This window comes from Argonema galeatum A003/A1 (genome assembly GCF_023333595.1).
GTDB lineage: Bacteria > Cyanobacteriota > Cyanobacteriia > Cyanobacteriales > Aerosakkonemataceae > Argonema > Argonema galeatum.
The window spans coordinates 21,731-46,725 of record NZ_JAIQZM010000037.1 but is presented as its reverse complement, the minus strand read 5'-3'; the positions used below and the strand labels follow the sequence as shown (position 1 = coordinate 46,725).

Below are 24,995 nucleotides of genomic sequence, written 5' to 3'. Positions count from 1 at the left end.
ATCTAAAATCTAAAATTGATTATGCGTATCCTTGCCATTGGTGACATTCACGGTTGCTCGATCGCTTTAGATGCCCTCCTCGCTGCCGTAAACCCGCAGCCGGAAGATCGAATTATTACTCTTGGGGACTACGTAGACCACGGCCCGGATGCTAAAGGCGTTATAGAGCGACTGATTGCACTGCACGAGAAGGGGCTACTTGTGCCTCTACGGGGCAATCACGAGCAGATTATGCTGAACTCTCGTGCCGATGGGAAGCTGCTAGCGTGGCTGTCCTGGGGTGGAGAGGCAACGCTTGCGTCTTATTCGCTGGAGAGCGATCGCAAAAGTTTGCAGGATATCCCCGAAAGTCACTGGGATTTTCTTGAAAATAAGTGTGTAAATTGGTACGAAACAGACACGCATTTTTTCGTACACGCCGATGCCGATCCAGATTTACCGCTAGCGGAACAACCGGAGTTTGTGCTGTTTTGGGGGTTATGCGATCGACCATCCCCGCACTTTTCCGGCAAAACTATGGTTTACGGACACGACACTCAAGAAAGCGGTATTCCGCTCAATCTAGGTCATGCTATTGGTATCGATACTTGGGCTTACGGAAACGGTTGGCTAACTTGTTTGGATGTAACAAGTGGCAAAGTTTGGCAAGCAAATCAAGCGGGTCAGAAACGGCTATTTTTAATTTAAGGTTATTGAGATGATAGAGCAAGAATTTATCATTACTTATCCTAAACCGATGGAATGGCAACCTATTGACGATTTACCTCAAAACTGGCAGGCGATGGCTAGTTCAGAACTGCCGCCCTTAGTCACTGTTTGGAACGAACAAGCTGACCGCTTGCGCGAGTCTGGTGCATTCAAAGCGTTCATGGCAAAAATGCGACGCGAAATCGCCATTGAAACTGGCATTATCGAGCGTTTGTATACGATCGATCGAGGGATTACCCGTCTCTTAATCGAGCAAGGAATTGATGAAGCTTTAATTCCACACGGCGCTACAGATCGACCTCCCAAAGAAGTGATCGCGTTAATTCGAGATCAGGAAGCCGCTGTTGAAGGATTGTTCGACTTTGTGGGTGGACAACGTTCCCTAACTAGCTTCTACATCAAGCAACTGCATCAGGTTCTGACTGGGAATCAAGCAACAACTGAGGCTATAGTTCCATCAACGGGCGAAATTATCCGCATACCATTGTTACGGGGTGAGTGGAAGAAATGGCCTAATAATCCCTTGCGACCTGACGGTAAAATCCATGAGTATTCTCCACCTGAGCAGGTTGCTTCTGAAATAGACAACCTGATCCAATGGCATTATCAACATCAACAGAGTCAAGTTGCGCCGGAAGTGGAAGCTGCATGGCTGCACCACCGATTCACACAAATTCATCCCTTTCAAGATGGGAATGGTCGGGTCGCCCGTTGTCTCGGCAGCTTGGTTTTTATTCAGGCTGGCTGGTTTCCCCTTGTACTAACTCGTGATGACCGATTTGCTTATATTGCGGCTTTAGAGGAGGCAGATGGAGGCGATCTTTCTAGCTTGATTAATTTGTTCGCTGAAAGCCAGAAACAGGGTTTTATTCGTAGTCTTAGCTTATCAGGCCAAGTCTTGTCAGAAACTAGGCAGACTCGCAGCATCTTAGAATCTATTACCGAAACGTTAAAACAACGTCAGTCAGCCTCAATTTCGGAGCGATGTAAAAAAGCTGAAGAATACGCCGCTACTTTATTTGATGTGGCATTCCGTCGTTTTCAATACCTGTCCGCAGAAATCAAAATAGCTCTACAGAACGTAGTCCCGGATGCCAATATCTACGCTAATAAAGCATCAGCAACAGACGAGCGCTCGTATTATCACCGTTATCAAATTATAGAGGTAGCAAAAAAACAGCGGTATTTTGCCAACCTTCAAAGCTATAATAGTTGGGTTCGGCTCGCGATCGAAATGGAATCACGGACGGAAATGTTGTTATCATTTCATGTTTTGGGACGGGAACACTTGGGAATATTGGTTTGTTCGGCTTGTGCCTATCGCAAAGATTCAACCGAAGAGGGTGAGGCTAATATTAATGATATTCAGCCTTTGACTGAATCACCATTTCAGTTCTCATACGCAGATGAAGTTAATCACCTTCAAGAGCGTTTCAGCAAGTGGTTAGAAGAGGCAATTGTAACTGGATTGGAATACTGGCGGAAGGATATTTGACAGCCGCTCCGACTTTATGATACTTTGGGCGAATTTAAAACCCCGCCCCCCTTGCCCCCGCTCCCTCCCCGTGGACGGGGAGGGGGAGGAAGAAAGGGAAAAACCTGGGTTTGTTGGCTTTCTTGCACGACACTTCATGCAGCTGAAAACCGCTATAATTTTCGATCGGCTATTAAGTTTTGACATGAACTGGCCAAATACCGAAAGCTACTAACCGCGCCGGAAGATCTCGCAGAATTGGTAAACGGAGAAAAGCTGGCGGTGTAAATGACTGATTGGAGTTGTTCGAGTTAAGAACGCGAGCAAAAATATTTTGTTGAATTACAGATTGAAATGCTTGGATAACCCGTATTGGCAATTCGCGTTGACGTTGCACCTCTGCTAAATCCCAGATGTGAATACTATTGTGCTTGAGTGATTCGCTTAGTACATTTGCCGCGACAACAGCATCTTGAACTGCGTAGTTGATACCAACACCTCCCACTGGAGACATGATGTGTGCAGCATCTCCAATTAAAAGTAGTCCGGGAAGATACCAACGGGGGAGGCGACTGGATTCGACGGAGAGAAAGGCAATTTGCGACCAATCTTTGAGGTATTGTACGCGATCGCTCAATTCCGGCACTACCCCAACAATACCCTGCCTGAGCGCTTCTATTCCAGCAGCGCGAATTTCCTGATAACCGCCTTTAGGAATAACGTAAGCTATCTGCCATTGGTCAGCGCGATCGAGCATTGCTACAATATGACCGTTACCGATGCGACCCATACCTCCCGAAGGGTCTTCTGAAGAGCGCGGTAAACGGAACCATAGAACATCCATCGGCGGCGAAGTTCCCACTGCTTCAAAACCAGCTAATTGCCGCAGACGAGAATGGCGACCGTCTGACCCTACTGTAAGCTGCGCCCTCACTTCGTGCCAACCGCCATGTCCGCGATATCGTACTCCTTTAATTATTCCGTTTTCTTCGATTAACTCTTGCACATTTGCGCCCAGAACCAATTGAAAGCTGGGATAATGTTTCGCTTCCTCGACGATGAACTCCAGAAATTTCGCTTGCGGCATCATCGTGATGAAAGGATATTTTGTTTTCAGGCGAGCGAAATTAGCGAATTGGGTTGAACCGTTAGGCGTGGTTATGGTAAGGGTGCGAATTTTACTGTGAGGCAATTGGAGTAAGGATTCTGCCAAACCAAGTTCATCCATAATTTCCATAGTTGATGGATGAACCGTATCGCCACGAAAATCGCGATCGAAATCTTTGTGCGTTTCCAGCAACATTACCGAAATGCCTTGACGCGCCAGGAGAAGCGATAAAACCACTCCTGCTGGGCCACCACCAACTATGCAGCAGTTTGTCTCGACTACATCGATAATTTCACGATCTGCGGTTTGCGCCTCGGTCAGTTTGGGAGTTATGGTTGCTTCGGCAGTCATAGAAAAAGCTCCTTACCTTGCTTTCTTCCAAGATGGCACAGCGGCATTTTACAAATTACCTGATAGCTTATAAGTTAAAAAGAGACTGGAAATCACTGTGGCACAGGTTGTTCTAGAAAACGTTTACAAAAGCTTTTTAGGCCGCAAGGGCGAGAAAAACAGCAGGGGAACAGAGGATCTCTCGATCGCGGGAGAATCTCCAGTTAAGAGTCCCCAACAAGCTGTCTTGCGGCGCATCAATCTGGCGGTGAAAGATGGCGAATTTATGGTATTGGTGGGGCCATCCGGTTGCGGTAAAAGTACGCTGCTGCGCTTGATTGCTGGGCTCGAAGATTTGACTGGCGGTAATATTTGGGTGGGCGATCGCCTCGTCAACGACTTGCCCCCCAAGGAACGAGACATCGCGATGGTGTTTCAAAATTACGCCCTCTATCCCCACATGACAGTTTATGACAATATTGCCTTTGGTTTGCGGCGGATGGGCGGGGGAGAAGAGGAGCAGAGGGGCAGAGGGGCAGAGGAGCTCTTGAGCAGAGGGGCTCTTGAGCAGAGGGGCAGAGGGGCAATCCAAAATCGAATGCCTATATGGACGGAGAATATGTTGGTGGGGATAACGCGATCGCTCCCGAAAGGACTGCATTATATCTCTGATGCAGAAAAAGCTGTGGATGAGCGGGTGCGTCTCGTCGCTGGGTTGCTGCAAATTGAAACATTGCTCACCCGATTGCCAAAACAGTTGTCTGGGGGACAAAAACAGCGGGTAGCCTTGGGAAGAGCGATCGCACGCAACCCCCAAGTTTTTTTGATGGATGAACCGCTTTCTAACTTAGATGCCAAATTAAGGTCAGAAACTCGCGCTCAAATAGTAAAATTACAGCGGCAGTTAGGTACCACTACCATCTACGTTACCCACGATCAGACCGAAGCGATGACGATGGGCGATCGCATTGCTGTCATGAACCAAGGTCAAATCCAGCAATTGGCTCACCCCTTGGAACTATACAACCATCCAGCCAACCGATTTGTCGCCGAATTCATTGGTTCACCCCCAATGAATTTTCACACCGTACAGTTTCAAGCTCCTTTATTAATTACAAATCCCCAGTTTCGCCTGACTTTACCAGACATCTGGGAACGCGCATTACAAAAGTACGACAAGTCTCCTTTAACTTTAGGTATTCGTCCAGAACACCTGAGCATAAGTCTCCCAGCCCCGAAAAATTTGCAGGTTCAAGTAGACCTAGTGGAAGCACTGGGCAACGAAACAGTTCTATCTGTTCATCTCACAGAAGCGACTGCCAATTCTTCTACTTTACAAGTGCGAGTTGCACCCGATCGGTCCGTACAGATAGGTGAGACACTTTGGCTGTCGATCGCACCTGACAAAATTCATCTATTTGATGCAGAAACCGGCATAGCGATATGGCCGAGCTAGCTTTTGTAGCGTGCTTTAACGTAGATATTGCACTATTCTCTGAGGACTTACGCAAAGAAACCCGGTTTCTTGTAAAAATCGAGGGTTTGACAACTATAGCAACCGACGAGAGTCGATTAGGGCAGTAGGGGCGAAGCATTCGGGCATATAATTTATTGGTTAAAACCTTATATTTACTACCCGAATGCTTCGCCCCTAGCCCAGATTTATGGCTTAACCGACTCATCGGTTGCTATAACTGCTACAAAATAGCCAAGCGCAAAGGCAAGCGAGTTGTTGAAATTATCAACACCGGACGCGGTATTCTTCCTATAATCTGCATTTTTGAGGGCAAACAAGATGACTGAAGCGCAACTAACAGGGCTAGTTACCGAAATTCCCATTACGGAATTAATCTCGTTACTTACTGCCATCGGCAATCGAAACTTCTTCCACTTCCAGCAGCTAGAGAGCGACTTCGCCAACCGTTATGGGATTGATATATGGGAAGAATATTTTAACTTTCGCCTGCTTCCAACGCTGGATAACACTTCTAACAAATGGCTGTTAGAACAGGTGTTATTATCCAATGTATAGACTAACTTTAGTCGTCAGGTAAAAGAGGGTAATCCTATTTTTTCGGTTTGCTCGGAAGAGCGATCGCAAACTCTGCCCCCTCCCCCAGTGCAGAAATACAACTTAGTTGTCCGCCGTGTTTTTCTACTACAATTTGATAGCAAATCGACAACCCCAAACCAGTACCACTCCCCACTGGTTTCGTCGTAAAAAACGGGTCAAATATCTTACTAATAACATCTTCGCTCATACCAAGGCCATTATCAGCAATTGTGATTTTCACACATTCAGAATCAGTCACCTCAGTACGAATGCAAATCTGCGGATTTCGGATTGGAGAATCTTTTTCATCTGCCTCTTTCAGTACATCGATCGCATTATTCAAAATATTCATAAAAACCTGATTAATCTGAGAAGCGTAACAAGTAACCAGCGGCAGTTTTCCATAGTCTTTAATCACCTTAATCTCAGGAATTCCCGCCTGGATAGGGTGCAGACGATGCTGCAAAATTAGCAGAGTACTATCAATACCTTCGTGAAGATCCACCGGCTTCATATCCGATTCATCCAGCCGCGAGAAATTTCGCAATCCAAGCACAATAATGCGGATGCGATCGGCCCCGCTTTTCATCGAATTCATCAGTTTTTGCAAGTCTTCCACCAGAAATTCTAAGTCAATTTCCTCAGTAGTATCTAATATCTTATCTGTGGGATTTGGATAGCTTTCCTGGTAAAGACGAATCAACCTTAGTAAGTCTTGAACGTATTGCGACGCGGGAGTGAGATTGCCATAAATAAAGCCAATCGGATTATTAATTTCGTGCGCCACACCAGCCACCATCTGCCCCAAACTGGACATTTTTTCCGTCTGAATTAGTTGCGCTTGAGTGCGTTTAAGTTCTTGTAGAGTTTGTCTTAATTGTGCTTCAGATTCTTGGACTGCTATCTCTGCTAACTTCCGTTCCGTGATATCCAGTACAGTTCCGAAAATCTTAATAACTTTACCCGACTCATTTAAAGTCGCCTGTGTCTTAGCAAAAATATATCTTATGCAACCATCAGTTCCCAAAAGCCGATATTCAATCTCATAACTTTTCGCTCTATTAATAATCCCTTCTAATCGTTTTTCAACCAAACTTCTATCATCTGGATAAATCAGTTGAAAATATTCCCAGGAATTCGGTTTTTCTTGCTTTGGATTAAGTCCATGAATTCTGAACATTTCCTCAGTCCAAGTAATTTCTTGTGTGGCTAAATCTAATTCCCAACTACCGAGATGTGACAGTTTTTGAGCTTCGGCAAGACTTGCTTCTTTAGCTTTTAATTCCCGCGTTCGCTTTTGCACTTTCTGTTCCAGATTGGCATAAAGTAGAGCATTTTCTAACGATATAGCTGCCTGAGAAGAAAGCAACCTTAAAACTTCTAATCTATCCGCTGTAAATGCCCCGTCAGTTAAGTTGTTTTCCAAGTAAAGAATAGCAATAAGATTACCTTGATTAACAATGGGAGTGCATAATACGGATTTCAATTTATTTGATACAATATAAGGATCGGTGATAAATACTCCCTCACACGCAGCATCACTTAAAACCACATCAGAGCGAGTTCTCTCTACATAATTAATCACTGTTATAGGTAAATTATCACCAGCATCGATTGGCAGAGATTGCAACACCGCTACTTCTTTGGAATCTACCGTTGATGATGCTTCGATTAGTAGGTTTCCGTCTTTAGGCAAGATGAGAAAGCCATTTGTAGCTCCCGCGTTTTCGATCAGAATTTTCATCAAAGAAGCCAGCAATTTATCCAACACAATTTCACTAGCGATCGACTGCGATGCTTTCATCACTGTTGAAAAATCCAGTGCTGATGAACTACTGTTTCCAGTTGTAGTTGAAAAATTTGTTGTCTTGGCAATTGTTTCTGTTGTGGCAATTTCGGACTTTTTATGTAACAATTGGGAATATCGCGCATCCAAATCCTTGACCTTAGCAATTGCACCCCATCTGAGATAGCAATAACGGGCTTCCTGCATATAAAATTGGGCGAGTTTAATTTTATTTCGCAATAAATAAAATTTAGCTGCTAGTTCGTTAGCTAATGCTTCTTCGTTGATGAATTCGTTTTCTTTGGCGATGGAAATAGCGCGATCGTACAAATCCCTTGCATTCGCATCTTCACCGATGACTCGATACCGTTCTGCCTCCACCAAATAAAATTTATGCAAATAATTCATCGTGCAATGATGCGCCCATTTCTTCATCTTTTTCTGATTGGCTGTTACTTTAGACAGGATACGCTTTTGTTCCGGCTTCTCGAAATTATGAAACACCGCCAGCCGAGCTAGAGAATCATAAAAATGGAATAAAGGAACTTCAGGCAGTCCCGCCACAGCGTCTAAATGCTTTTCGACTATAGCTGAATTTTCAACAGCTTCAGCGTACTCGTGGAACAGATAAGAGAGCCTAAGTTTGTTTATATATAAGAAGTAAATTGCAGTTCGATTGTTAGCTTGCTGATGAAGTGGTAGCATAGTCTCCTCGACATACGATTCACCAGCTAAACGACAAGGATTTTCAGAACGCCCTAGCAAGTTTAAGGTTGCCTGGTGATATATTTGAATGTAATGAAGTGCTGTTTCCTGTTTTAACTGACTTATGATTTTACTATAGGACGCCATATCATGTTCAATATTTGTTAGCTCCTTACCAAGGAAATATGAATAATATGAGTAGCAACATACCGAATATGTAGCATATTCTAAATCTCCGGTTTCCAGTCCGCTTTGATAAGCTTCTAATAAATGTTTTAATGAACTATTAAGATGTTCTTTCCAATGATAGACAGCGCCATGAATTACATTAAACGTCCTAGCTTTGACATTTTTAGCATTCAATCGCGACACCAAATTTAAAGCCAGTTGTCCAAATTGATAACCAGAATCGATGTCTCCCACTACCCCAGACAAAATTAACCCATAAACGGCATAAGCATAGCAAGACTCAGAAGCATTACCGTGTTTTAGTGATAAATTGACTTGTTTAAACACAATCAGCGGCATCAGTTCGGGAACTGCAAAATAGGTAGCAGTAACTATACTGGATAAGATACGCATTGCCGCTAACTTGATGGGATCGGTCATTATCGGCAGTTCTATTAAGTCGTCGATTCTTTTCCCTACTAAAGCTAACCTTGTTCCCAACAATGCCAGCAAAATATTTAATTTCTTCGGTTTTTCAGGTAACCTCACTCCCAACAACTTCAGAACTTGTAGCGCTGTTTTTATCGCTTCCAGTAATTTGTTTTGCGCTATACAAGCTTGAATTTTTACTTCATATATTTTCACTTTATCCAGTAGCACCTGCGCTTCTTGCAGCACCACCTCAGTTAGTCGAGTCATCTCCTCAAAATTACCGCTGAGGTACGCTGCCTCTGCTGCTTCCACATACAGCGCCAGCGTCAGATTATACTGCGTTTCCCAACTAGACTTCGCAGAACCCAGAAACCCGGTTTCTTTGGTTTCTTTGTGCGGGGGGTTAAGCAGTTTTATGCCAACTTTGAGATAATCGAACGCTGGGAGGTACGCTGCTGATGCCTTAGCTTTCTTGCCAGCAATTAAATTTAATTCGGCTAGTTCGTCTCGTTCTGACTGAACATCAATTAATTCGATACCGAAATTAAGTTGATTGACAATATCGAAAATTTTCTGTTCTCTCTGAGAGGAAGGAGTATTTTGCAGCAGCAGTTGACCTATTCGCCAGTGAAAAGCTTGCTTACTGGATGTGGGAATCAGGGAATATGCGGCTTGCTGAATGCGATCGTGTGCAAACTTGTATTCTGGTAATCGGTAATGGGTAATCGGTAATGAGTCATTGAAGGATTCTCTATAGATGAGAACTAATTCCACATTCCCACTATTGCCAAGAGGCAATATTAGCCCTTCCGCAACAGCTTCCCGCAAATCCGCTGCTGTTTCTTGCGGAGATTTTTTATAAACGTTTGCCAACTTATCCAAATCAAATTGATTGCCAACACAAGCTGCCAGTTGCAACGCTTGTTGTGTAGTATCTGGCAATTTTTGAATCTTCTCTGCCAGCAGTTCCACAACATTATCAGTAAATCCTCGCGCCGCAATCCCCTCTATAGACCACAGCCAACCGCCCTGCTGATAGTCAAATTTTATCAGATTTTCCGCATAAAGCGATTTCAAAAATTCATTTGTAAAAAATGGATTTCCTTTAGTCCGTTCCAGCACTAATTCTGCCAAGGGGAGCGAACTTTCTGGTGTGCAGTGAAGCGTATCTGAAATTAACAGATTAACATTTGCCAAATCCAAAGCTTCAAGGAATATATGATTTACAATTGCTCCTACTTTTTGAATCTCATCCAACGTCAACATCAACGGATGAACCGCACTCACTTCGTTATCCCGATACGCCCCAATTACAAATAGTCCTGTTGTAGCTGTTGTCATCAGCAATTCGATCAATTTCAAACTAGCCGCATCAGCCCACTGTAAATCGTCCAGAAAAATTACTAGAGGATGTTCTACCTTGGCAAACACGCTAATAAAGTTTTGAAATACCAACTTCAAGCGATTTTGAGCTTCTGTTGGTGGCAAAGTTACCGCTGATTGTTGCTTTCCAACAATCAGTTCTACTTCGGGAATTAAATCGATAACTACTTGACCGTTTGCGCCCAAGGCAGCTTTTAGCTTGTCTCGCCATCCGCCAAGTTGCGCTTCGCTTTCGGTTAAAAGTTGCCGCACCAAATCAGAGAAGGCGCTGACTATAGCGCTGTAGGGAATGTTTCGCTGAAACTGGTCGAATTTACCCGCAATGAAATACCCACGTTGCTTGGTAATGGGTTTATAAATTTCCTGCACTAAAGACGTCTTGCCAATGCCGGAATAACCGGATACCAGCATCATCTCGCTGCTGCCTTGAATAACTCGTTCAAATGTCTTGATTAAACCCTCAATTTCTGACTCTCTACCATATATCTTTTGAGGAATTTGAAACTTGTCAGAAATATCTTTTCTCCCAATTGGGAAATCGGATATATTACCGTTACGTTGTAATTGAGCCAAACATTCTTCTAAATCTGCCTTTAATCCGTAAGCGCTTTGATATCTGTCTTCGGCAGTTTTCTCTAACAGTTTCATAACAATATCCGAAACTGCTTTGGGAATTTCTGTATTTACTTCGCAGGGAGGTACTGGCTGTTTGGCGATGTGACAGTGTACCAATTCGATCGCATCATTAGCATAACAAGGCAGTTGTCCTGTAAACAGTTCGTAAAAGGTAACACCCAGAGAGTAATAATCTGTGTGGTAATCGAGCGATCGATTCATTCTGCCAGTTTGCTCTGGCGATATATAAGCTAAAGTTCCTTCCAAAACATTGGGATTTTTAATGATAGAATTTTCCCGCGTCAATACTGTGGAAATATCAAAATCGATTAGTTTGATAATCCCGCTTTCTAAGTTAAAAACAATATTTGCTGGATTGATATCTTTATGGATGATATTCTGCTGATGCAGTTGACCTAAACACAAAGTAATCTTGATGGCTATCTGGAGACTTTCGGAAAGCGTAAAGGTCACACTTGCCATCAATTTTTTTAAGGATTCTCCCCCGAAATCCTCCAGGATAATGACGGGAGTGTTCTCATATTTCTGCAAGTCATAACCTCTGACAACGCCATCTATGTTCAGGTGACTGATAATTTCATATTCTTGTTTGTATCTGCGTATTTCGTCTGGAGTTGGATATTCTTTTTTGAGAACTTTGAGAATAACGGGTAGGTTGTCGCGATCGCGTATCCCACGATACACAATTGAATTGACGCTTTCATCGACTTCTGCCAAAACTTGATAGCCTGGAAGCGTTATCATAATTTTGTTTAATTAAATCAAAATCTTATTTATTCAGCTATATCACAAAACCTAGAAAAAATCCATAACAAATGTCACAAAGAATTTATTCACCGCCCTTTTTATAGAATTGCGATCGGGCCTGTGCAATAGTAGTAGCACAGCATCATCAATATGTCGGTCATACTAAGATTTTAATTATGCCGTACCCCTACTACAGCTCCTGTTCATTTTGTAGTAGCACAGCATCATCAATATGTCGGTCATACTAAGATTTTAATTATGCCGTACCCCTACTACAGCATATTTGACAAGGGAAGAACCGAAAGTTTCTGGTTTTGACCACAGCGCGATCGCTTTGCAGTATATATTCCAACCTATCTCCCACAAGGCAGACCCAGCACCGACTTATGCAGATACTTGCATTTTTGCCAAGTTCTAGTTATATTAATTTACATAGAGGTTACAAAAAGTTACCAAACGGAGATCGGACTATGCAAGGTCAAAATCGGAACGATGTAAAGTTTGGCTTTACTCCTGGAGCCGAAAATTTGAACGGTCGTCTAGCCATGATTGGCTTTGTCGCCGCATTGATTACTGAATTCGTCACCGGCCAAGGTGTGCTGCACTTTTTAGGACTCATCTAATTTCCCATTTCTTTTGCCGCGCAGAAACCGGGTTTCTCCAAGAAACCCGGTTTCTAAGGTATAGCAAAGTGCTGAGTGCTGAGTGCTGAGTGCTGAGTGCTGAGTACAAACACAGTCCCCGCCTTGCTTTAAGCGTTTAATACTGTCCTAATGTATTCGCGCAGCGCTATATGTAAACGCAGATAAACGCAGATAAAATACACAATAAAAAAACTCCGATAACAGCGACTTATCGGAGCCTGAGATTGACAGCAGATTGCTTGCTACCGAATATATTCTTTGAGAATACTATTGCGGTTGGGATGGCGCAATTTGCGGAGAGCCTTAGCTTCGATTTGGCGAATTCGTTCGCGAGTGACGTTGAAAATCTGGCCTATTTCCTCCAGAGTCTTCATACGTCCATCATCCAAACCATAGCGCAGACGCAAAACATCGCGTTCGCGGGGGCTCAAGGTGTCAAGGACACTTTCCAAATCTTCTCTCAAAAGATTTTTTGATACCTGGTCTTCTGGAGTTTCGCCATCGGATTCAATAAAGTCGCCGAGTCGAGAATCTTCCTCTTTACCAATAGGCGTTTCTAAAGAAATAGGCAGCTGAGCTGATTTAGCAATGAACCGCAACTTCTCAATGGTCATTTCCATGCGAGTAGCGATTTCTTCTTCAGTGGGTTTGCGACCCATTTCTTGGGAAAGTAACTTGGTAGTTTTCTTAATCCGAGATATGGTTTCGTAGAGATGAACAGGCAGGCGGATGGTGCGAGACTGATCGGCTATGGCCCGCGTAATCGCCTGACGAATCCACCAAGTTGCGTAGGTGGAAAATTTATAGCCTTTTTCGTGATCGAACTTTTCTGCCGCCCGAATTAAACCGAGGCTGCCTTCCTGGATCAAATCCTGGAATGACAGCCCCCGATTCATGTATTTTTTCGCGATCGAAACTACCAAACGAAGATTGGATTGCACCATTTTGTCCTTCGCCCGCCTACCCAGATGGAGGCGATGACGAAACGCTGGTAACGGCATACTAACCGCTTGGGCCCATTCGCTATCGTGCGGATCTCGTTCTAGCTGGCTGGAAAGTTGCTCCCGTATGCGTTCCAATTCCAGTAAATCTGCTATTTTGCGTGCCAGTTCAATCTCTTCATCCGCCCGCAAGAGTCTAATCCGACCAATTTCTTGCAAGTAGAGACGAATAGAGTCTTCTGTATAGTGCTTCTTCTTGGCTTGAACTCGACGACGGGTAGTGCGAACCTTACCAGGCTTCCCGTCGTCTTCTTCCGTTGAAACCTCTAAAAAATCGTCTCGATCTGTTTCGTCCTCTAACAATAAGAGTTCAAAATCATTAACAGGCTGATCGAGGGTTTCCAATACGTTGCTAGCCTGGGTCATGCCGCGTTCCTCATGCTCCTTTGGGTTAACAAATCAACAACTAAAAATGGTGATGTATCGACATCGCTATTTTCTAGCCAGGGGTACACCTGACAAGTATTTAATACTCGATCGATGGTTGACTGGCTAGGGGAAAAACACTGAGCTTCGCAGCAAAAGAGATTGCTTAAGTGGAAGCGCAGTAGATAACTTTGCCGTTGCATCTTGCAAAGATCTTTCCGATTGTAGCCTTTCTCACAAAAATTGCACGCAGTTTTTCATATAATCCACGCGATTAATTCATCCTCTGCATCAAGCTGGAAAATCATCAAAAATTCCGCTTTTGCACCACAGGCTTTTGGCTTGCGATGCTTAACAGTGGCATAATCTCAAAAAAGCTGGATAATGCGACCTGCGGTTGATAAGAAAGGGAAAGTTCAGGCGAACCGTCCCGATCGAATTCGAGAGAATTGGTTGGACTTACTTGTTGTCCGTTTTATTGCGAGTAAGGCTGAAAAGATTGTTGCACCCATCTTTTGTCGATTTCCTTGAATTAATTGTGAGTATCATTCGCCTTCGGTCAAGTTAGTTCAGTTTGCTGGTATTTTTCCCCTTTTTTGACTGCATTGCAGTTGACTGCTGCTTAGGATCGGCTGGTTTAACTAGATATTTGCCTGGTAAGCAGGCTCAAGCTGGTTAAAAGAGCGCCTGAAAAGCTTTGGCATCGCAGTAGTGACGTGGATGAATTTCAATTCCACCCAAGCCTTTGGGGAGAGATTTCAGGTTAAACTAATACGTTTCAGTCCAGATTGACTTGACAAATGGCTGAAGTACTCATCTGACATTCTAATGAACTAATCTGTGATATGGGAGCGATCGGGGTTGAGAAATTAACATTTCTACTACTAAAGTCCGTAGCTTATCCGGGGCGGGGGTAGTTGGTTTGCTGCCAAAGCCGATCGACTGTAACAAATTTCAGCCCTTGTTGTAGCAGACTCTCAACAATCTGGGCAGTGGTTTGGGCGCAATCTTGCCCACCGCAAGCGCCATCGTGCAACACAATCACCGAACCGTTGCAAACTTGCTTTCTCACGCGCTGCACCACTACTGAGACTCCAGGTCGCACCCAATCTTCGGGTACAACACTCCACATAACGGGGCGATAGTTCCACTGGTGCAAGTATTTCAAGGTCTGAGGCGTAAATACGCCGTTGGGAGGTCGAACATCTCGGACAGACTTGTATACATCCTGTAAATCTAGTCCGCAGGCGTTGGCGATCGCAATTTGGGTTTGTTGTAAACTCCACCTGAATTCGTCAGGAGAGAGACTGGGAAAAACGCGATGATCGTAACCGTGCAAACCAATCCAGTGGCCTCGGCGATAAACCTCTTTAGCAACATCTGGTGCCCGGTTAACGCAGGCACCCAACCAAAAGAAACTGGCTGTTATGTTGTAGCGGTCTAAAACTTCCAATAATTGCGGTGTGTATTTTGGGTGAGGGCCATCATCAAAAGTGAGGGCTACGCTGGGTTGGGTAACAGTTCCAGCCCAAAGACAGCTGGGAAAGGCAGGTTTGAGAATTCGGTACACAAAAGGATAAAGGGGGGCCAACTGCATCAGCTTTTTTTAGACATTACTTCAGTTTCTATAGGTTTGCTGTGAATTTTCACTATCGCGATTTTAAACAAGGTATAGCTAGGGACTTTCTTGCTAGGCTTCGACGTGAGACGTTCGGCTCGCGCTCAGGCTTCGACGTGAGCGACTTCGGCGTGAGCGACTTCGGCGTGAACGCTCAGTCGAACGCTCAGTCGAACGCTCAGCCGAACGGGGCAGGGGCTAGGGTTTCAGGAATTAAGAATGTCCTAACCGCCCTAGCGGTTGCTATAAACAAAAAATTAAAAATTTCAGGGAATACGGCGGCGTGACTTAGCGGCAGAACGCTTTACATCTAGTGGCATTGAGAAGGGAGGGTCGCCACCTGCCAGCTTTTGAAGATTATCGAATGCCTGTAAGCCATCAAGAACCGCATCCCGAATCAGCGCTTCTGACTCTTGAGAGAGCATCAAGCGAAAGTAGTCAGCGATCGCATTCTGCTCAGAAGAGTCATATTTTGTGCCGAATCGCGTCAGATGTCGAACAGCAATCAGACGCTTGAGGGGGTCAGCATCCGTCAGGGAAGCCAGCATCCGATCGAGCTTTGCCTCATCTCGAAAAGCTCGCCGTCCAACAATTTGCCAAACCAGCAATACCAAGATTGCCAGCGTACCTAAGCCTTGCAGCATCGCACCACCAGCGATCCAGGGACTATCGGTGTCAACTCCGATCGAGATTGCCGTATAAGTGCTGAGGGTAGCAAGTCCGCCACTGCCGACTGCTATAGTTAACTGGCGATTCGCTCCTCCAAAGAACCGACGCAGGTTTGACCAATACAGCTGCCAGTCCAACACTTGCAGCCGATAGACCAACCACATTACCAGCACGCCGACGCTAGTAGCTAATAAAAGCTTCCAGTTCCAAAACAGCATGACGATCGCTACAGTCAAGCCGGAAAGCCAGAGTCCCAGATGCCCGAAATACTTACCAGAAAGCGATTTGAAGGCTCTACTTTTGAATTCTGGAAGCGACGAGCCCGGTATCTGGTTGACGAGTTGCTGCCACCAAGACGAAGCCTGTGCCACGTTGCTTACCTGTTAACGGTGAATAGTATCTAAAAATATGGATTATCCACATCTCTAGATGGAAACAATATCACCTACTAGGATACCTAAGCTATTACCAGTCCTACAGAAAACTCAAATCATCTACGGTAAACTGACCATCAAAAGCACAGAAGGTAATGCGGTGGATATTTGGCGCTTTTAAAATCATCGGTATGTTCGGGGGAATTGCCGAGTCAGATCCGGCTAGATTTGACCCCGGCATTTGTACTTGGGTGAGTCGCTGGTTATCGCGATCGTAGGCTGATAGAACCAGCCGCTGCGAACTGGTGACAAAGGCTTTGACAAAAGAAACTGGAGAAGAGAAAGTGGCTTCCAGCCATCCTGTCTTCGGCGCTCCCATCAGTACTGTAGCGCCAGAATGAGCGGGAAAAGCTGGGTTAGAAGGATGAATGGCTATGCAGTTATGGAATATTACTCCCCAACGTTGATATTGCCGATCCACCACTTCAAAACACTTGAGGTCTTCCAGATTCAAGTAAACACAGGCTGGTACAGTAACGAGTGAGTCAGATTCCGATGTTGTTTGACTGCCGCCAGGAGAAGCCAAAAAAGTCGGTGCATCGATCTTATCCATCGCCAGCCCCAGTTTTCCTAATGCGCCAAGGTCATCCGATTGAGGGCTGAACTGCTTGGACATCACGCATTCTGAGTACATTTCTCGCTCAACCTGATTAACTATATGCTCGTTTTTTTACTTCAAAAAACGAGAAAAATCTGCTCGTTTTTTTTTGAATCGCCTCAGAGTTTTCGGCTTGTTATCCTTGACTCTAAATTTGATTCGGTGTATATACGGTCGTTTTGCATAGAATAACATGAAAAACAGATTGTGGGGTCTAACCCCTCATTCCTACTGACAAGTGCCATAGTTGGCTGGTGTCAGCATTTTGAAGCTAAAAATGCTTTTGTACTGGTATTAAAAAATTCACTTAATCTTTACAGAAAACCCGATTATCTTCAACTCCCATTCATCTGCAACTGAGACAACGGGAAATTTCGATCGAATCAATCTACTGCCACAAGCAGGGTGAACTTGCCATCATCCATAGTGATGTTGCAAGTTTACCCATGTTGGTGGGCTGCGAGTAGAGCTAACGCACCGTCTAATTAGCTTTTAATCCGCACGTCGATGACGCTGGCGTTGAAATCATACTCGAAGCCTTCCAGCTCAAGCGGCATACCGACTTTGATTTTGTTGTTGCCGAGCACGGGGCCATTAGCGGTGATTTGGGCCTTGCCAGCTAAGGTGATCAGCATATCGGTGCTAAAAGTATCCTTTCTCGGATCGGGAAGCGCTTTGACAGAACCATCGGGTTGGGGAACTACCACGCTTCTGGACAGTTCTTTGACCGATTTGATATCAACCTGGCCGTAGGGTTGATTGCGGATAATAATATCGGTTTTCTTTTTGGTCTGAAACTCCTTGATTAATTCTTGGGGGTTACGTATGCTCAAACCTCTGACAACGACATCAACCTCGATGGGTTTTGTGGTGACTCCCAATTGAGCTACGGAACCGGAAGTGCCTGGAAAGAAAAAGATGCCTACAACAACGAGCAGAATCACTAAAGCAGCGCCCACGTCAAGGATGCTGAGTTTGCCGAACAAGCGACCTTGAGAGTCCAAAATCTTCTTCATGGAGAATCGTCCGTTGCTAATCGAGAAAAAAATTTAGTGAAGAAATACCCGCCAGCCAATTATTGTAAAAAGTTCCTGACAAGTTGAACAGCTAGAAGATGCTGGTTCTGACTTGCCAGATTACCACGATAAGCTGCAACAGACGGGTTTATATAGTTTCCTAGTTATGGGGAACACTAAGATCGCAACCTGAATTGGTCAAAATGCGTCTGTCTTATTGAACCAAAGCTTGCCCCGGAAAGGTTGTCAGTTTAATTTTTTCTCACACTGGTCTGGTATGTTGAACCTCAAGTCTATATTTTCCTTTAGCATTCGTCGCCGCTGGTTTTATCCGTTGCTTTCTTTGATGGTGACGCTGAGCCTGTGTACTCTAGCACCTCATCCCACCCACGCGCTTCCCTGGGGGGATTTGATTTTACAGGGAATTCAAGTAATTCAGCTGTCTAATATGTCGGAGCGGCAGGAAGTCCAGATTGGGCAGCAGATCAATGCTCAGCTATTGGGAAGGCAGTTTCAGCTGTACCGCAATCCGCAAGTTGCTAACTACGTGGATGAGGTTGGTCAGCGGTTGGTGGCTGCAAGCGATCGCTCTAATATTCCCTATACCTTTCAGGTTGTCAGGAATGATAGCGTAAATGCTTTTGCGACGATGGGGGGATTTGTCTATGTAACCACCGGGTTGCTGAGAACCGCAGACAACGAAGCCCAGCTGGCAAGTGTTTTGGGCCACGAAATCGGCCATATTGCCAGCCGTCATGCGGTGCAACAAATGCGTCAGGTAGCGATCGAACGCGGATTAGCTACAGCCGCCGGACTGAATCGCAATACTATGGTGACGCTGGGCGTAGAACTGGCTCTCAACCGTCCGCAAAGCCGCAAGGCGGAATTGGAAGCCGATCAAAAGGGATTGCGGACTATAGCACGGGCGGGTTACGCTCAATCGGCAATGATTGCATTTATGGAAAAACTTCTAGGTGAATCTTCCCCTCCCAGCTTTTTAAGTTCTCATCCGGCTACGAAGGATCGCATTGTCGCCCTGGAACGCGCGATCGATCCAGCGCGTGCTAACGTTGGCGATGGGTTAAATGAGACTGATTACAGAGCAAATATCCGATCGCTTTTGCCAGCGTCCCGTAGAGGTTAGCGACGAGCCAGTATCTGCATTGGCTCAATCCGCACCACTGCTTTCTCAAAGGGTAGGGTGCGGACGCAATTGTCAAACACATTGACTTGATACACAAGATTGTTGGTGACATCCAATCCTGTCAACCAGCCACTCTTGCGGTGATATGCGCCGGTGTCAATATCCAGCCAACCCTCTCCTTGGGCAATTTTTCCTGGGTGGACGCCGGGTAAAGTAAAGGTGATGGTGTGACCTGTGACGATCAGTTTGTCGGGGAAGTAGGGCTTTTGAATACTGTGAAATTCGTCGCGAATCCAACAAAATTGGTCTGCGGTTTGCTCTGAAATCGGCATCTCAGGATGGACGCCTGCATGAACTAGCCAGATATCGCCTAAGTCTAGATAGGTGGGTAGTGTCCGCATCCAGTCGAGGTGTTCGGAGGAAATGCGGGAGTCTGGGTAACTAGCCACTGTTGCATGACCGCCGCTGTAGAGCCAGACTTGCAGTATATGAGCTTGGCCTTTTCCGTCGGCAAAGCTGTCTAGTAATAGCTGCTCGTGGTTTCCAAGCAGGCAGGTATAGGAGTTGGCGATGACAAACTCTACAACCTGCGAACTTTGAGGCCCCCGATCGATTAAGTCTCCTAAGAAATAGACTCGATCCGCCGAGCCTGGTGCGATCGCCTCTAATAAGGTCATGAGGCCGTTATAGTGGCCGTGTACATCACCGATAACGATACGACGGTGGGTGGTTTCCCTCATCCGAATTTCTATTGCCAAATTACTGGGTAAGAATTTATATGTAGCCTGCTTGAGCTGGATTGATAAACTGGGAGATCGGCTACTGTTGCAAGCACCCCGTTAATTTAATTATGCCCCCAATCGGCGAAAAATAGGTTAATGGTGATCTTTGATGATAACAACTATTAATGCGCTCAAACAACCGACTAGATGGGAATGGGTCGAGCAAGCTCTAGCTAATCTAGACGCGATTTTGCTGGATCGCTCTCACTGCGAACGCAAAGCAGCTGGGGTGGCTTTAAATTTGATGTTTCGCTACCCTTCTAACACTAAGCTGGTACGGATGCTGACTGCTCTAGCTCGTGAGGAACTGGAACACTTCGATCTGGTCAATCAGTGGCTGGAACGACGCGGTATTCCCCTTGGCCCCCTAGCAGCACCTCCCTACGGTGCCAGTCTCAACAGGCAGATTCGCCGAAATGAACCGATGCGGTTATTGGATACTTTGTTAGTATGCGGTTTGATTGAGGCTCGCTCTCACGAGCGCCTGGGCTTGTTAGCCGCTCATTGTCCCGATCGCGAGTTAGCCCAATTTTATCGCAGCTTGATGGCTTCGGAGGCGCGGCATTACGGCGTTTATTGGAGCTTAGCCGATACTTATTGCGATCGGTCTGCGGTGAGGTTGCGGCTGGAAGAATTAGCGATCGCAGAAAGTAATATCCTGGCTACTCTGCATCCCGAACCGAGAATTCATAGCTAAGTTCATTGTTCATTGTTCATTGTTCATTGTTCATTGGCGATTTTTATTACTCCCTTCCCGCTAGAAGACTATGTATAGTGGAAGAAAGTAAGCGGAAAAATTCTTGTCCCCTCCCCGTGGACGGGGAGGGTTAGGGTGGGGTTCCAAATCTTTTGGCAACAGGTCTATTCATGAACAATACTATTTTATACTTTTACAAAATCTCCTACTTCAAACCCATAATCTCCCTAGCTTTTTCCAGCACTTCATCCGGATCGAAAGGCTTTGTCATATATAAATCTGCACCCACATCATTCCCTTTTTGTTTATCAAACTCCTGCCCTTTTGCTGTCAGCATAATGATATAAACATCCCGCATCCCCAGGTCTTTTTTGACAGCACTACAAACCTCAAAACCGCTCATTTTAGGCATCATTACATCCAAAAAAACCAGTTGAGGTTTTTCTCTCTTGATAGTCTCAAGGGCTTTTTCGCCGTTTTCTGCCATCAGTAATTCCACACCCTCGTCTTCCAGTTCCTCTAGAGTTTGTTCCATCAGAATTCTGATGTGAGGTTCATCATCAACAATCAGTACTTTTTTTGTCATACACCTTTTGCAATCTCGAATTACAGATGCTAACTTTTTAACTTTTAATTTTTCCCATCTGTCAATACAAAAAACACATTTTCCATCTCCTTTTCAAAGCGCAATATTTTAACCAAATTGTGCTGTTCCAAAAACACCGAGTCTACAATTATCATATCAGGCTTTAGTGCCAATGCCTTCTCGATGCACTCAGGGCCATTAGATGCTTCTACAACGCTGTATCCCTTGGCTTGCAATACTTCCGACAAAGTTTTTAGATTTGAAGCATTTTCATCCACTACGAGAACTTTCTTCTTAGACGCTCCCTGAGATAACAGTACATCAATATCTTTGAGCAGTTCTTCCGCGTTTATTGGCTTTTTCAAATAGCGGTCAATGCCCAGGCGATAACCTCTCTGCTTATCTTCAACGATCGATAAAATAATTATCGGGATGCCCATACTCTGGGGGTCGTTTTTCAGCACAGCTGCCACATCAAATCCATTGATTTGGGGCATCATCACATCTAGGATAATTAGGTCGGGTTTTTCTTGTTTAACTTGGTTAATGGCATCCAGCCCATCTATTGCCTCTCTGACTTGATAGTTCTGTGCTTCTAGTTGCTGTCTGAGCAAGTTCCGAATGTGGGGATCATCATCGACAACGAGTATATTTTTGTGATGATATTCTGTGTTGGAGGTTGTTTGGATAATACTTTGTTTGAGTTGCCTAACTAGGATATCGATGTTTATTTTTTCTATGTCAATTGAGGTGCTGGTAACGATCGGTAGGGCGAATGAGAAATTACTGCCAATCCCTAGCTGACTTTCTACCCAAATTCTACCGCCATGATGTTCGACTATTTGTTTGCTGATGGGCAATCCCAGTCCGGTGCCTTTGGGTTTGTCTGTGAGGGTGTCTCCCACTTGTTTGAATTTTTCAAATACTTTGTTTTGGTCATCTGGGGCGATGCCGATGCCGGTATCGATGATGCTGATGATGATTTCGTTGTCGTGCTGAATTGCTCGACAAGTTACAGAACCTTTCTCGGTGAATTTAACAGCGTTGGAAATAAGATTGATTGAGACTTGGAGTAACCGATCGCGATCGCCCATCACTTGAGGCAGTCCATCTTGAATATCCTGGATAGGCTCAAGCCCATGTTGTTCAAACAAAGACGATGTGGCTGCAAACGCCCGTTCAACGACCTCTAGCACAGAAACCGGCTGCATCTGCCACTCTATCTTACCAGCCTCCATCTTGGCAATATCCAGAACATCATTGATGAGCGATGTTAACCGCTCACCCTCAGATATGATGATTTGCATATTTTCTGTTACTTGTCTGATGTTTTTTTGAGTTTTGCGCTCCTCAGTTTGTATTAAGGGGAATATCGCTTCTTGCAGTTTTTTCTGGATCAATTTTGCAAATCCGATAACTGAGGTTAGGGGCGTCCGCAGTTCGTGGGAAACTGTAGAAATAAAATCAGTTTTCATCCGATCGATTTCTTTTTCGGCGGTGATATCGCGGATCAGAATAACCGAGCCGATACAGTTATAAATATTATCTTCCGATCGCAGAGAGTTTTTGAGTATTGCAGTAGCGACTGCTTTGCCAGACCGATTATTTGCCAGGTTTATATCTGCTGCAAATGCCTCTTGAGGGTGTTTGATAGTCTGCGCGACTAGGTTTGCTATTTCGCTACCAAAAACAGTCTGGCAATCTTGACCGATCGCATCTATTTTTATAATGCCAAACATCGGTAGCAGGGCGGTATTGAATCGGGCGATCGTGCCATCTGTATCTGTTACTAAGAGACCATCTGCTAGGTTATCTATGATAGCAGTCAAGTAGGCATTGGCCTTTTGCACGGCTGCTTCTGAAAGCTTGCGATCGGTGATGTCGCGCAAAATGGCAATATATTCTTGGTATTTGAGATTTTTTCGGTTTGAGATTGTGGCGTCAATGGTGCGGAGAGATTGGGCAAGGTCGGTTTCTACATTACGTTGGGTTAGTGTTTGTTCGCTTCTGTTAGGCCAATTTTCCGGAGCGTTACTCAACCCAGAAAGGAATTCGTTAAGGCGATGACCGACCAAATAATTGGGATTCATCCCTAAGAGTGCCTCAGATGCTGGGTTGGCTTGATAAATTACACCGTTTTCATCCAGCACTAGAACGGTGTCAAGAGCAGTAATAAACAAACTTTCAGCGTGTTCCCGTGCCTCGTCAATGGCAGCAATCTGGGGTAAACTCGTCCAGCAGGCGATCGCGATCGCGACAAAAGCGACTGTCATCAGCAACACAATTAAGAGATTGTGGCTGGCACTCTTAGAGATTCGCTCCATGCTGTCCCTAATCTCCCAGCCTATTGTAGTAGCGGCACAGACCAATACGATGAGGACGATCACCTGAAATGCGACAAAATCGCCGAGCTGACGAGGTTGCGTCCGTATGCCGCGCAGCCACCAGGCTGGATGGAAGGGTGGAAATGAAATGTGACGGATAGCAGCATCGACTGCCAAAACCGCCAGGGGAAGGAGAAGGCCGATCAGTAGGTCTTGCCAGCCCCAAGCCCAGCTTCCCACCAGCAGGGCAATTCCATCGAGCAGGCAGAAGCAAAGCGACCACCAAGGCCAAAGTGCTAAGGGTACGCTACGGGAACGCAGATCGGGCGTGCCTCGGTGCAGCCACACTGCCAGATGGACTAACATTATCGATGCAACGTAGCCACTACCTATTACTACCCCAATCCGGGATATATCTCCCCAAATTAGACAGATTAAGCTGATAAAAAGGCAAAGTACGAGGCCGGGTTGCAGAACGCCTGCTCTGGAAACAACTGCAAATACGGGCGCAAGCTGTCCGTCTAGAGCAAGTTGGTACAAAATGCGGGGTGAGTTAGAAACGCAAGTAGCGCAAGTCAGAAGGCAGCTAGAGGCAACCAAGAGGGTGACGAGAAAGGAAGCTGAAGCGCCCCAGAAGGGATGGGCTGCTGCTAACAGGTTCAAAAAGGTGTCCTCGCCCAGTCCGGGTTCGGTAGCTAACCGCATCAGTACCCAGGAGCCCCCCAGATAGACAGGAGGAATTAGCCCAGCAGCGAAGCTGAGAAATCGCAATGTTTGACCGGGGCGTCGGCTGTCAGCGACAAAGGAGGAAGCCGTTTCGCAGGCGGTAGCAGAGTAGATCCCGAAGAAATACCACTTCGCCCAGTCAACAAAGGTTAGGCTTGGCCAACTGGTGGGAAAAAAGCCCGGGCTCTGTGGCGAGAAGGCTAACCATCCAAGCCCTTGAAGGCTAAACAGAAGTAGGAATCCGACTGCTGGGAAAATGAAAAAGGAGTGCAGAATCCCCAAAGCGCGGGTGCCGCTAAAGGCCACAATATAAGCGATCAGCGTGAAGCCAATTTTTAGAACTGTTTCGGGACAAGCAATGCCCAAAGGTTCTAGGTTAGCTTTGATTAGGTTGGTGAGGATGATGGCATTGATCGGGACAAATCCAGCCCAGCTGAAGAAGTATCCGAGCGCCGCATAGCGACCCACACCGGGATAGTTCCTCAGCAGCCTGCTGGTATAATTTGGCGTTCCTCCTGACATTTCTGGCCATTGCTCGCCTAAGCGCTTCACCTGTATGTTCAGCAGCACCCCCACGAGCGTGGCGGGCAACCAGACGAAAATGGCAGCAGGCCCAAGCGCCGCGTGCATAAGGGGTGCAGCGCCAATCCATACGAGATGACCCGTCAGACCGAAACCCCAAGTTTCCAGGGCGCTCAGGCTCCGGGGAAGGCGAATAAACGATCGTCCAGCGTGTTGCGAAGCAACTTTTTGCTGATTGAACAAATTATTATTCGTTTCACGCACGGCCATTTGAATAAATCGCCCTCTTTTTCTTCCACTTATTGCTGTGTTTGCAATTATGTCAGACTTCGGCTCTG

The 24,995-nt window shown here is 45.5% G+C and carries 19 protein-coding genes; 9 read left to right on the top strand and 10 right to left on the bottom strand.

Annotated features, from left to right (window positions below):
* Positions 1–21 precede the first annotated feature (21 nt).
* Positions 22–687 carry a metallophosphoesterase family protein gene (locus LAY41_RS26495; RefSeq protein WP_249104663.1) on the top strand — a complete coding sequence of 222 codons (666 nt, stop codon included), beginning with the start codon at positions 22–24 and terminating at the stop codon, positions 685–687.
* Positions 688–697: 10 nt separating this feature from the next.
* Positions 698–2,203 carry a Fic family protein gene (locus tag LAY41_RS26490; protein WP_249104662.1) on the top strand — a complete coding sequence of 502 codons (1,506 nt, stop codon included), beginning with the start codon at positions 698–700 and terminating at the stop codon, positions 2,201–2,203.
* A 172-nt stretch (positions 2,204–2,375) separates the two neighbouring features.
* On the opposite strand, the gene LAY41_RS26485 is transcribed toward LAY41_RS26490, so the two are convergent.
* Positions 2,376–3,641 (bottom strand): FAD-dependent oxidoreductase, encoded by a 1,266-nt coding sequence (locus LAY41_RS26485; RefSeq protein WP_249104660.1) that lies wholly within the window; start codon positions 3,639–3,641, stop codon positions 2,376–2,378.
* Positions 3,642–3,738: 97 nt separating this feature from the next.
* On the opposite strand from LAY41_RS26485, the gene LAY41_RS26480 reads away from it, so the two are divergent.
* The 3 genes from LAY41_RS26480 to LAY41_RS26470 all read left to right on the top strand — a co-directional run bounded on the left by LAY41_RS26480 (position 3,739) and on the right by LAY41_RS26470 (position 5,652).
* Entirely contained in the window at positions 3,739–5,076 is a 1,338-nt protein-coding gene (locus LAY41_RS26480) for an ABC transporter ATP-binding protein (RefSeq protein WP_338023059.1), read from the top strand.
* Between the two features lie 155 nt (positions 5,077–5,231).
* Positions 5,232–5,423 (top strand): hypothetical protein, encoded by a 192-nt coding sequence (locus LAY41_RS26475; RefSeq protein ID WP_249104658.1) that lies wholly within the window; start codon positions 5,232–5,234, stop codon positions 5,421–5,423.
* Positions 5,416–5,652 (top strand): hypothetical protein, encoded by a 237-nt coding sequence (locus LAY41_RS26470; protein WP_249104656.1) that lies wholly within the window; start codon positions 5,416–5,418, stop codon positions 5,650–5,652. Before LAY41_RS26475 ends, LAY41_RS26470 begins: the two co-directional genes overlap by 8 nt.
* Positions 5,653–5,686: 34 nt before the next feature.
* Here the strand turns inward: LAY41_RS26470 and LAY41_RS26465 are convergent, their stop codons facing one another.
* Positions 5,687–11,527 (bottom strand): trifunctional serine/threonine-protein kinase/ATP-binding protein/sensor histidine kinase, encoded by a 5,841-nt coding sequence (locus LAY41_RS26465; RefSeq protein ID WP_249104654.1) that lies wholly within the window; start codon positions 11,525–11,527, stop codon positions 5,687–5,689.
* Positions 11,528–12,000: 473 nt separating this feature from the next.
* Between LAY41_RS26465 and LAY41_RS26460 the strand changes: the two genes are divergently transcribed.
* Positions 12,001–12,153, top strand: a complete 153-nt coding sequence (locus tag LAY41_RS26460) for a chlorophyll a/b-binding protein (protein ID WP_249064765.1) — start codon at positions 12,001–12,003, stop codon at positions 12,151–12,153.
* A 263-nt stretch (positions 12,154–12,416) separates the two neighbouring features.
* Here the strand turns inward: LAY41_RS26460 and rpoD are convergent, their stop codons facing one another.
* Complete coding sequence (rpoD, locus tag LAY41_RS26455) at positions 12,417–13,541, bottom strand: RNA polymerase sigma factor RpoD (protein WP_249064764.1); 1,125 nt, start codon at positions 13,539–13,541, stop codon at positions 12,417–12,419.
* Between the two features lie 384 nt (positions 13,542–13,925).
* Here rpoD and LAY41_RS26450 point away from each other — a divergent pair, with 384 nt between their 5' ends.
* Complete coding sequence (locus LAY41_RS26450) at positions 13,926–14,072, top strand: hypothetical protein (protein ID WP_249104652.1); 147 nt, start codon at positions 13,926–13,928, stop codon at positions 14,070–14,072.
* 367 nt (positions 14,073–14,439) lie between these two features.
* Here the strand turns inward: LAY41_RS26450 and LAY41_RS26445 are convergent, their stop codons facing one another.
* The 4 genes from LAY41_RS26445 to LAY41_RS26430 all read right to left on the bottom strand — a co-directional run bounded on the left by LAY41_RS26445 (position 14,440) and on the right by LAY41_RS26430 (position 17,876).
* Complete coding sequence (locus tag LAY41_RS26445; protein WP_249104649.1) at positions 14,440–15,138, bottom strand: polysaccharide deacetylase family protein; 699 nt, start codon at positions 15,136–15,138, stop codon at positions 14,440–14,442.
* A 287-nt stretch (positions 15,139–15,425) separates the two neighbouring features.
* On the bottom strand, positions 15,426–16,199 hold the full coding sequence (locus LAY41_RS26440) for a hypothetical protein (protein ID WP_249104647.1): 774 nt from the start codon (positions 16,197–16,199) through the stop codon (positions 15,426–15,428).
* A 103-nt stretch (positions 16,200–16,302) separates the two neighbouring features.
* The gene (locus tag LAY41_RS26435; protein ID WP_249104645.1) at positions 16,303–16,878 is read right to left on the bottom strand and encodes a hypothetical protein; all 576 of its coding nucleotides are present in this window, start codon (positions 16,876–16,878) and stop codon (positions 16,303–16,305) included.
* 467 nt (positions 16,879–17,345) lie between these two features.
* Entirely contained in the window at positions 17,346–17,876 is a 531-nt protein-coding gene (locus tag LAY41_RS26430) for a DUF4330 domain-containing protein (RefSeq protein ID WP_249104642.1), read from the bottom strand.
* A gap of 277 nt (positions 17,877–18,153) precedes the next feature.
* Between LAY41_RS26430 and LAY41_RS26425 the strand changes: the two genes are divergently transcribed.
* Positions 18,154–19,020: a M48 family metallopeptidase gene (locus tag LAY41_RS26425; protein WP_249104640.1), complete on the top strand. Its 867-nt coding sequence runs from the start codon at positions 18,154–18,156 to the stop codon at positions 19,018–19,020.
* Here the strand turns inward: LAY41_RS26425 and LAY41_RS26420 are convergent.
* A complete protein-coding gene (locus LAY41_RS26420) occupies positions 19,017–19,760 on the bottom strand; it encodes a metallophosphoesterase family protein (RefSeq protein WP_249104638.1) in 744 nt (247 codons plus the stop codon). The two genes, LAY41_RS26425 and LAY41_RS26420, sit on opposite strands and share 4 nt — an antisense overlap.
* 151 nt (positions 19,761–19,911) lie before the next feature.
* On the opposite strand from LAY41_RS26420, the gene LAY41_RS26415 reads away from it, so the two are divergent.
* Complete coding sequence (locus LAY41_RS26415; RefSeq protein ID WP_249104636.1) at positions 19,912–20,499, top strand: MiaE family protein; 588 nt, start codon at positions 19,912–19,914, stop codon at positions 20,497–20,499.
* 205 nt (positions 20,500–20,704) lie between these two features.
* On the opposite strand, the gene LAY41_RS26410 is transcribed toward LAY41_RS26415, so the two are convergent.
* Complete coding sequence (locus LAY41_RS26410; protein WP_249104635.1) at positions 20,705–21,085, bottom strand: response regulator; 381 nt, start codon at positions 21,083–21,085, stop codon at positions 20,705–20,707.
* Between the two features lie 44 nt (positions 21,086–21,129).
* Entirely contained in the window at positions 21,130–24,927 is a 3,798-nt protein-coding gene (locus LAY41_RS26405; RefSeq protein ID WP_249104633.1) for a response regulator, read from the bottom strand.
* Positions 24,928–24,995: the final 68 nt, after the last annotated feature.

Bases quoted from the DNA above. Each gene is read 5' to 3' on its own strand.
- LAY41_RS26495 (WP_249104663.1), top strand. From the start codon at position 22: ATGCGTATCCTTGCCATTGGTGACATTCACGGTTGCTCGATCGCTTTA.
- LAY41_RS26490 (WP_249104662.1), top strand. From the start codon at position 698: ATGATAGAGCAAGAATTTATCATTACTTATCCTAAACCGATGGAATGG.
- LAY41_RS26485 (WP_249104660.1), bottom strand. From the start codon at position 3,641: ATGACTGCCGAAGCAACCATAACTCCCAAACTGACCGAGGCGCAAACC.
- LAY41_RS26470 (WP_249104656.1), top strand. From the start codon at position 5,416: ATGACTGAAGCGCAACTAACAGGGCTAGTTACCGAAATTCCCATTACG.
- LAY41_RS26465 (WP_249104654.1), bottom strand. From the start codon at position 11,527: ATGATAACGCTTCCAGGCTATCAAGTTTTGGCAGAAGTCGATGAAAGC.
- LAY41_RS26460 (WP_249064765.1), top strand. From the start codon at position 12,001: ATGCAAGGTCAAAATCGGAACGATGTAAAGTTTGGCTTTACTCCTGGA.
- rpoD (WP_249064764.1), bottom strand. From the start codon at position 13,541: ATGACCCAGGCTAGCAACGTATTGGAAACCCTCGATCAGCCTGTTAAT.
- LAY41_RS26450 (WP_249104652.1), top strand. From the start codon at position 13,926: ATGCGACCTGCGGTTGATAAGAAAGGGAAAGTTCAGGCGAACCGTCCC.
- LAY41_RS26445 (WP_249104649.1), bottom strand. From the start codon at position 15,138: ATGCAGTTGGCCCCCCTTTATCCTTTTGTGTACCGAATTCTCAAACCT.
- LAY41_RS26435 (WP_249104645.1), bottom strand. From the start codon at position 16,878: ATGTCCAAGCAGTTCAGCCCTCAATCGGATGACCTTGGCGCATTAGGA.
- LAY41_RS26430 (WP_249104642.1), bottom strand. From the start codon at position 17,876: ATGAAGAAGATTTTGGACTCTCAAGGTCGCTTGTTCGGCAAACTCAGC.
- LAY41_RS26425 (WP_249104640.1), top strand. From the start codon at position 18,154: ATGTTGAACCTCAAGTCTATATTTTCCTTTAGCATTCGTCGCCGCTGG.
- LAY41_RS26420 (WP_249104638.1), bottom strand. From the start codon at position 19,760: ATGAGGGAAACCACCCACCGTCGTATCGTTATCGGTGATGTACACGGC.
- LAY41_RS26415 (WP_249104636.1), top strand. From the start codon at position 19,912: ATGATAACAACTATTAATGCGCTCAAACAACCGACTAGATGGGAATGG.
- LAY41_RS26410 (WP_249104635.1), bottom strand. From the start codon at position 21,085: ATGACAAAAAAAGTACTGATTGTTGATGATGAACCTCACATCAGAATT.
- LAY41_RS26405 (WP_249104633.1), bottom strand. From the start codon at position 24,927: ATGGCCGTGCGTGAAACGAATAATAATTTGTTCAATCAGCAAAAAGTT.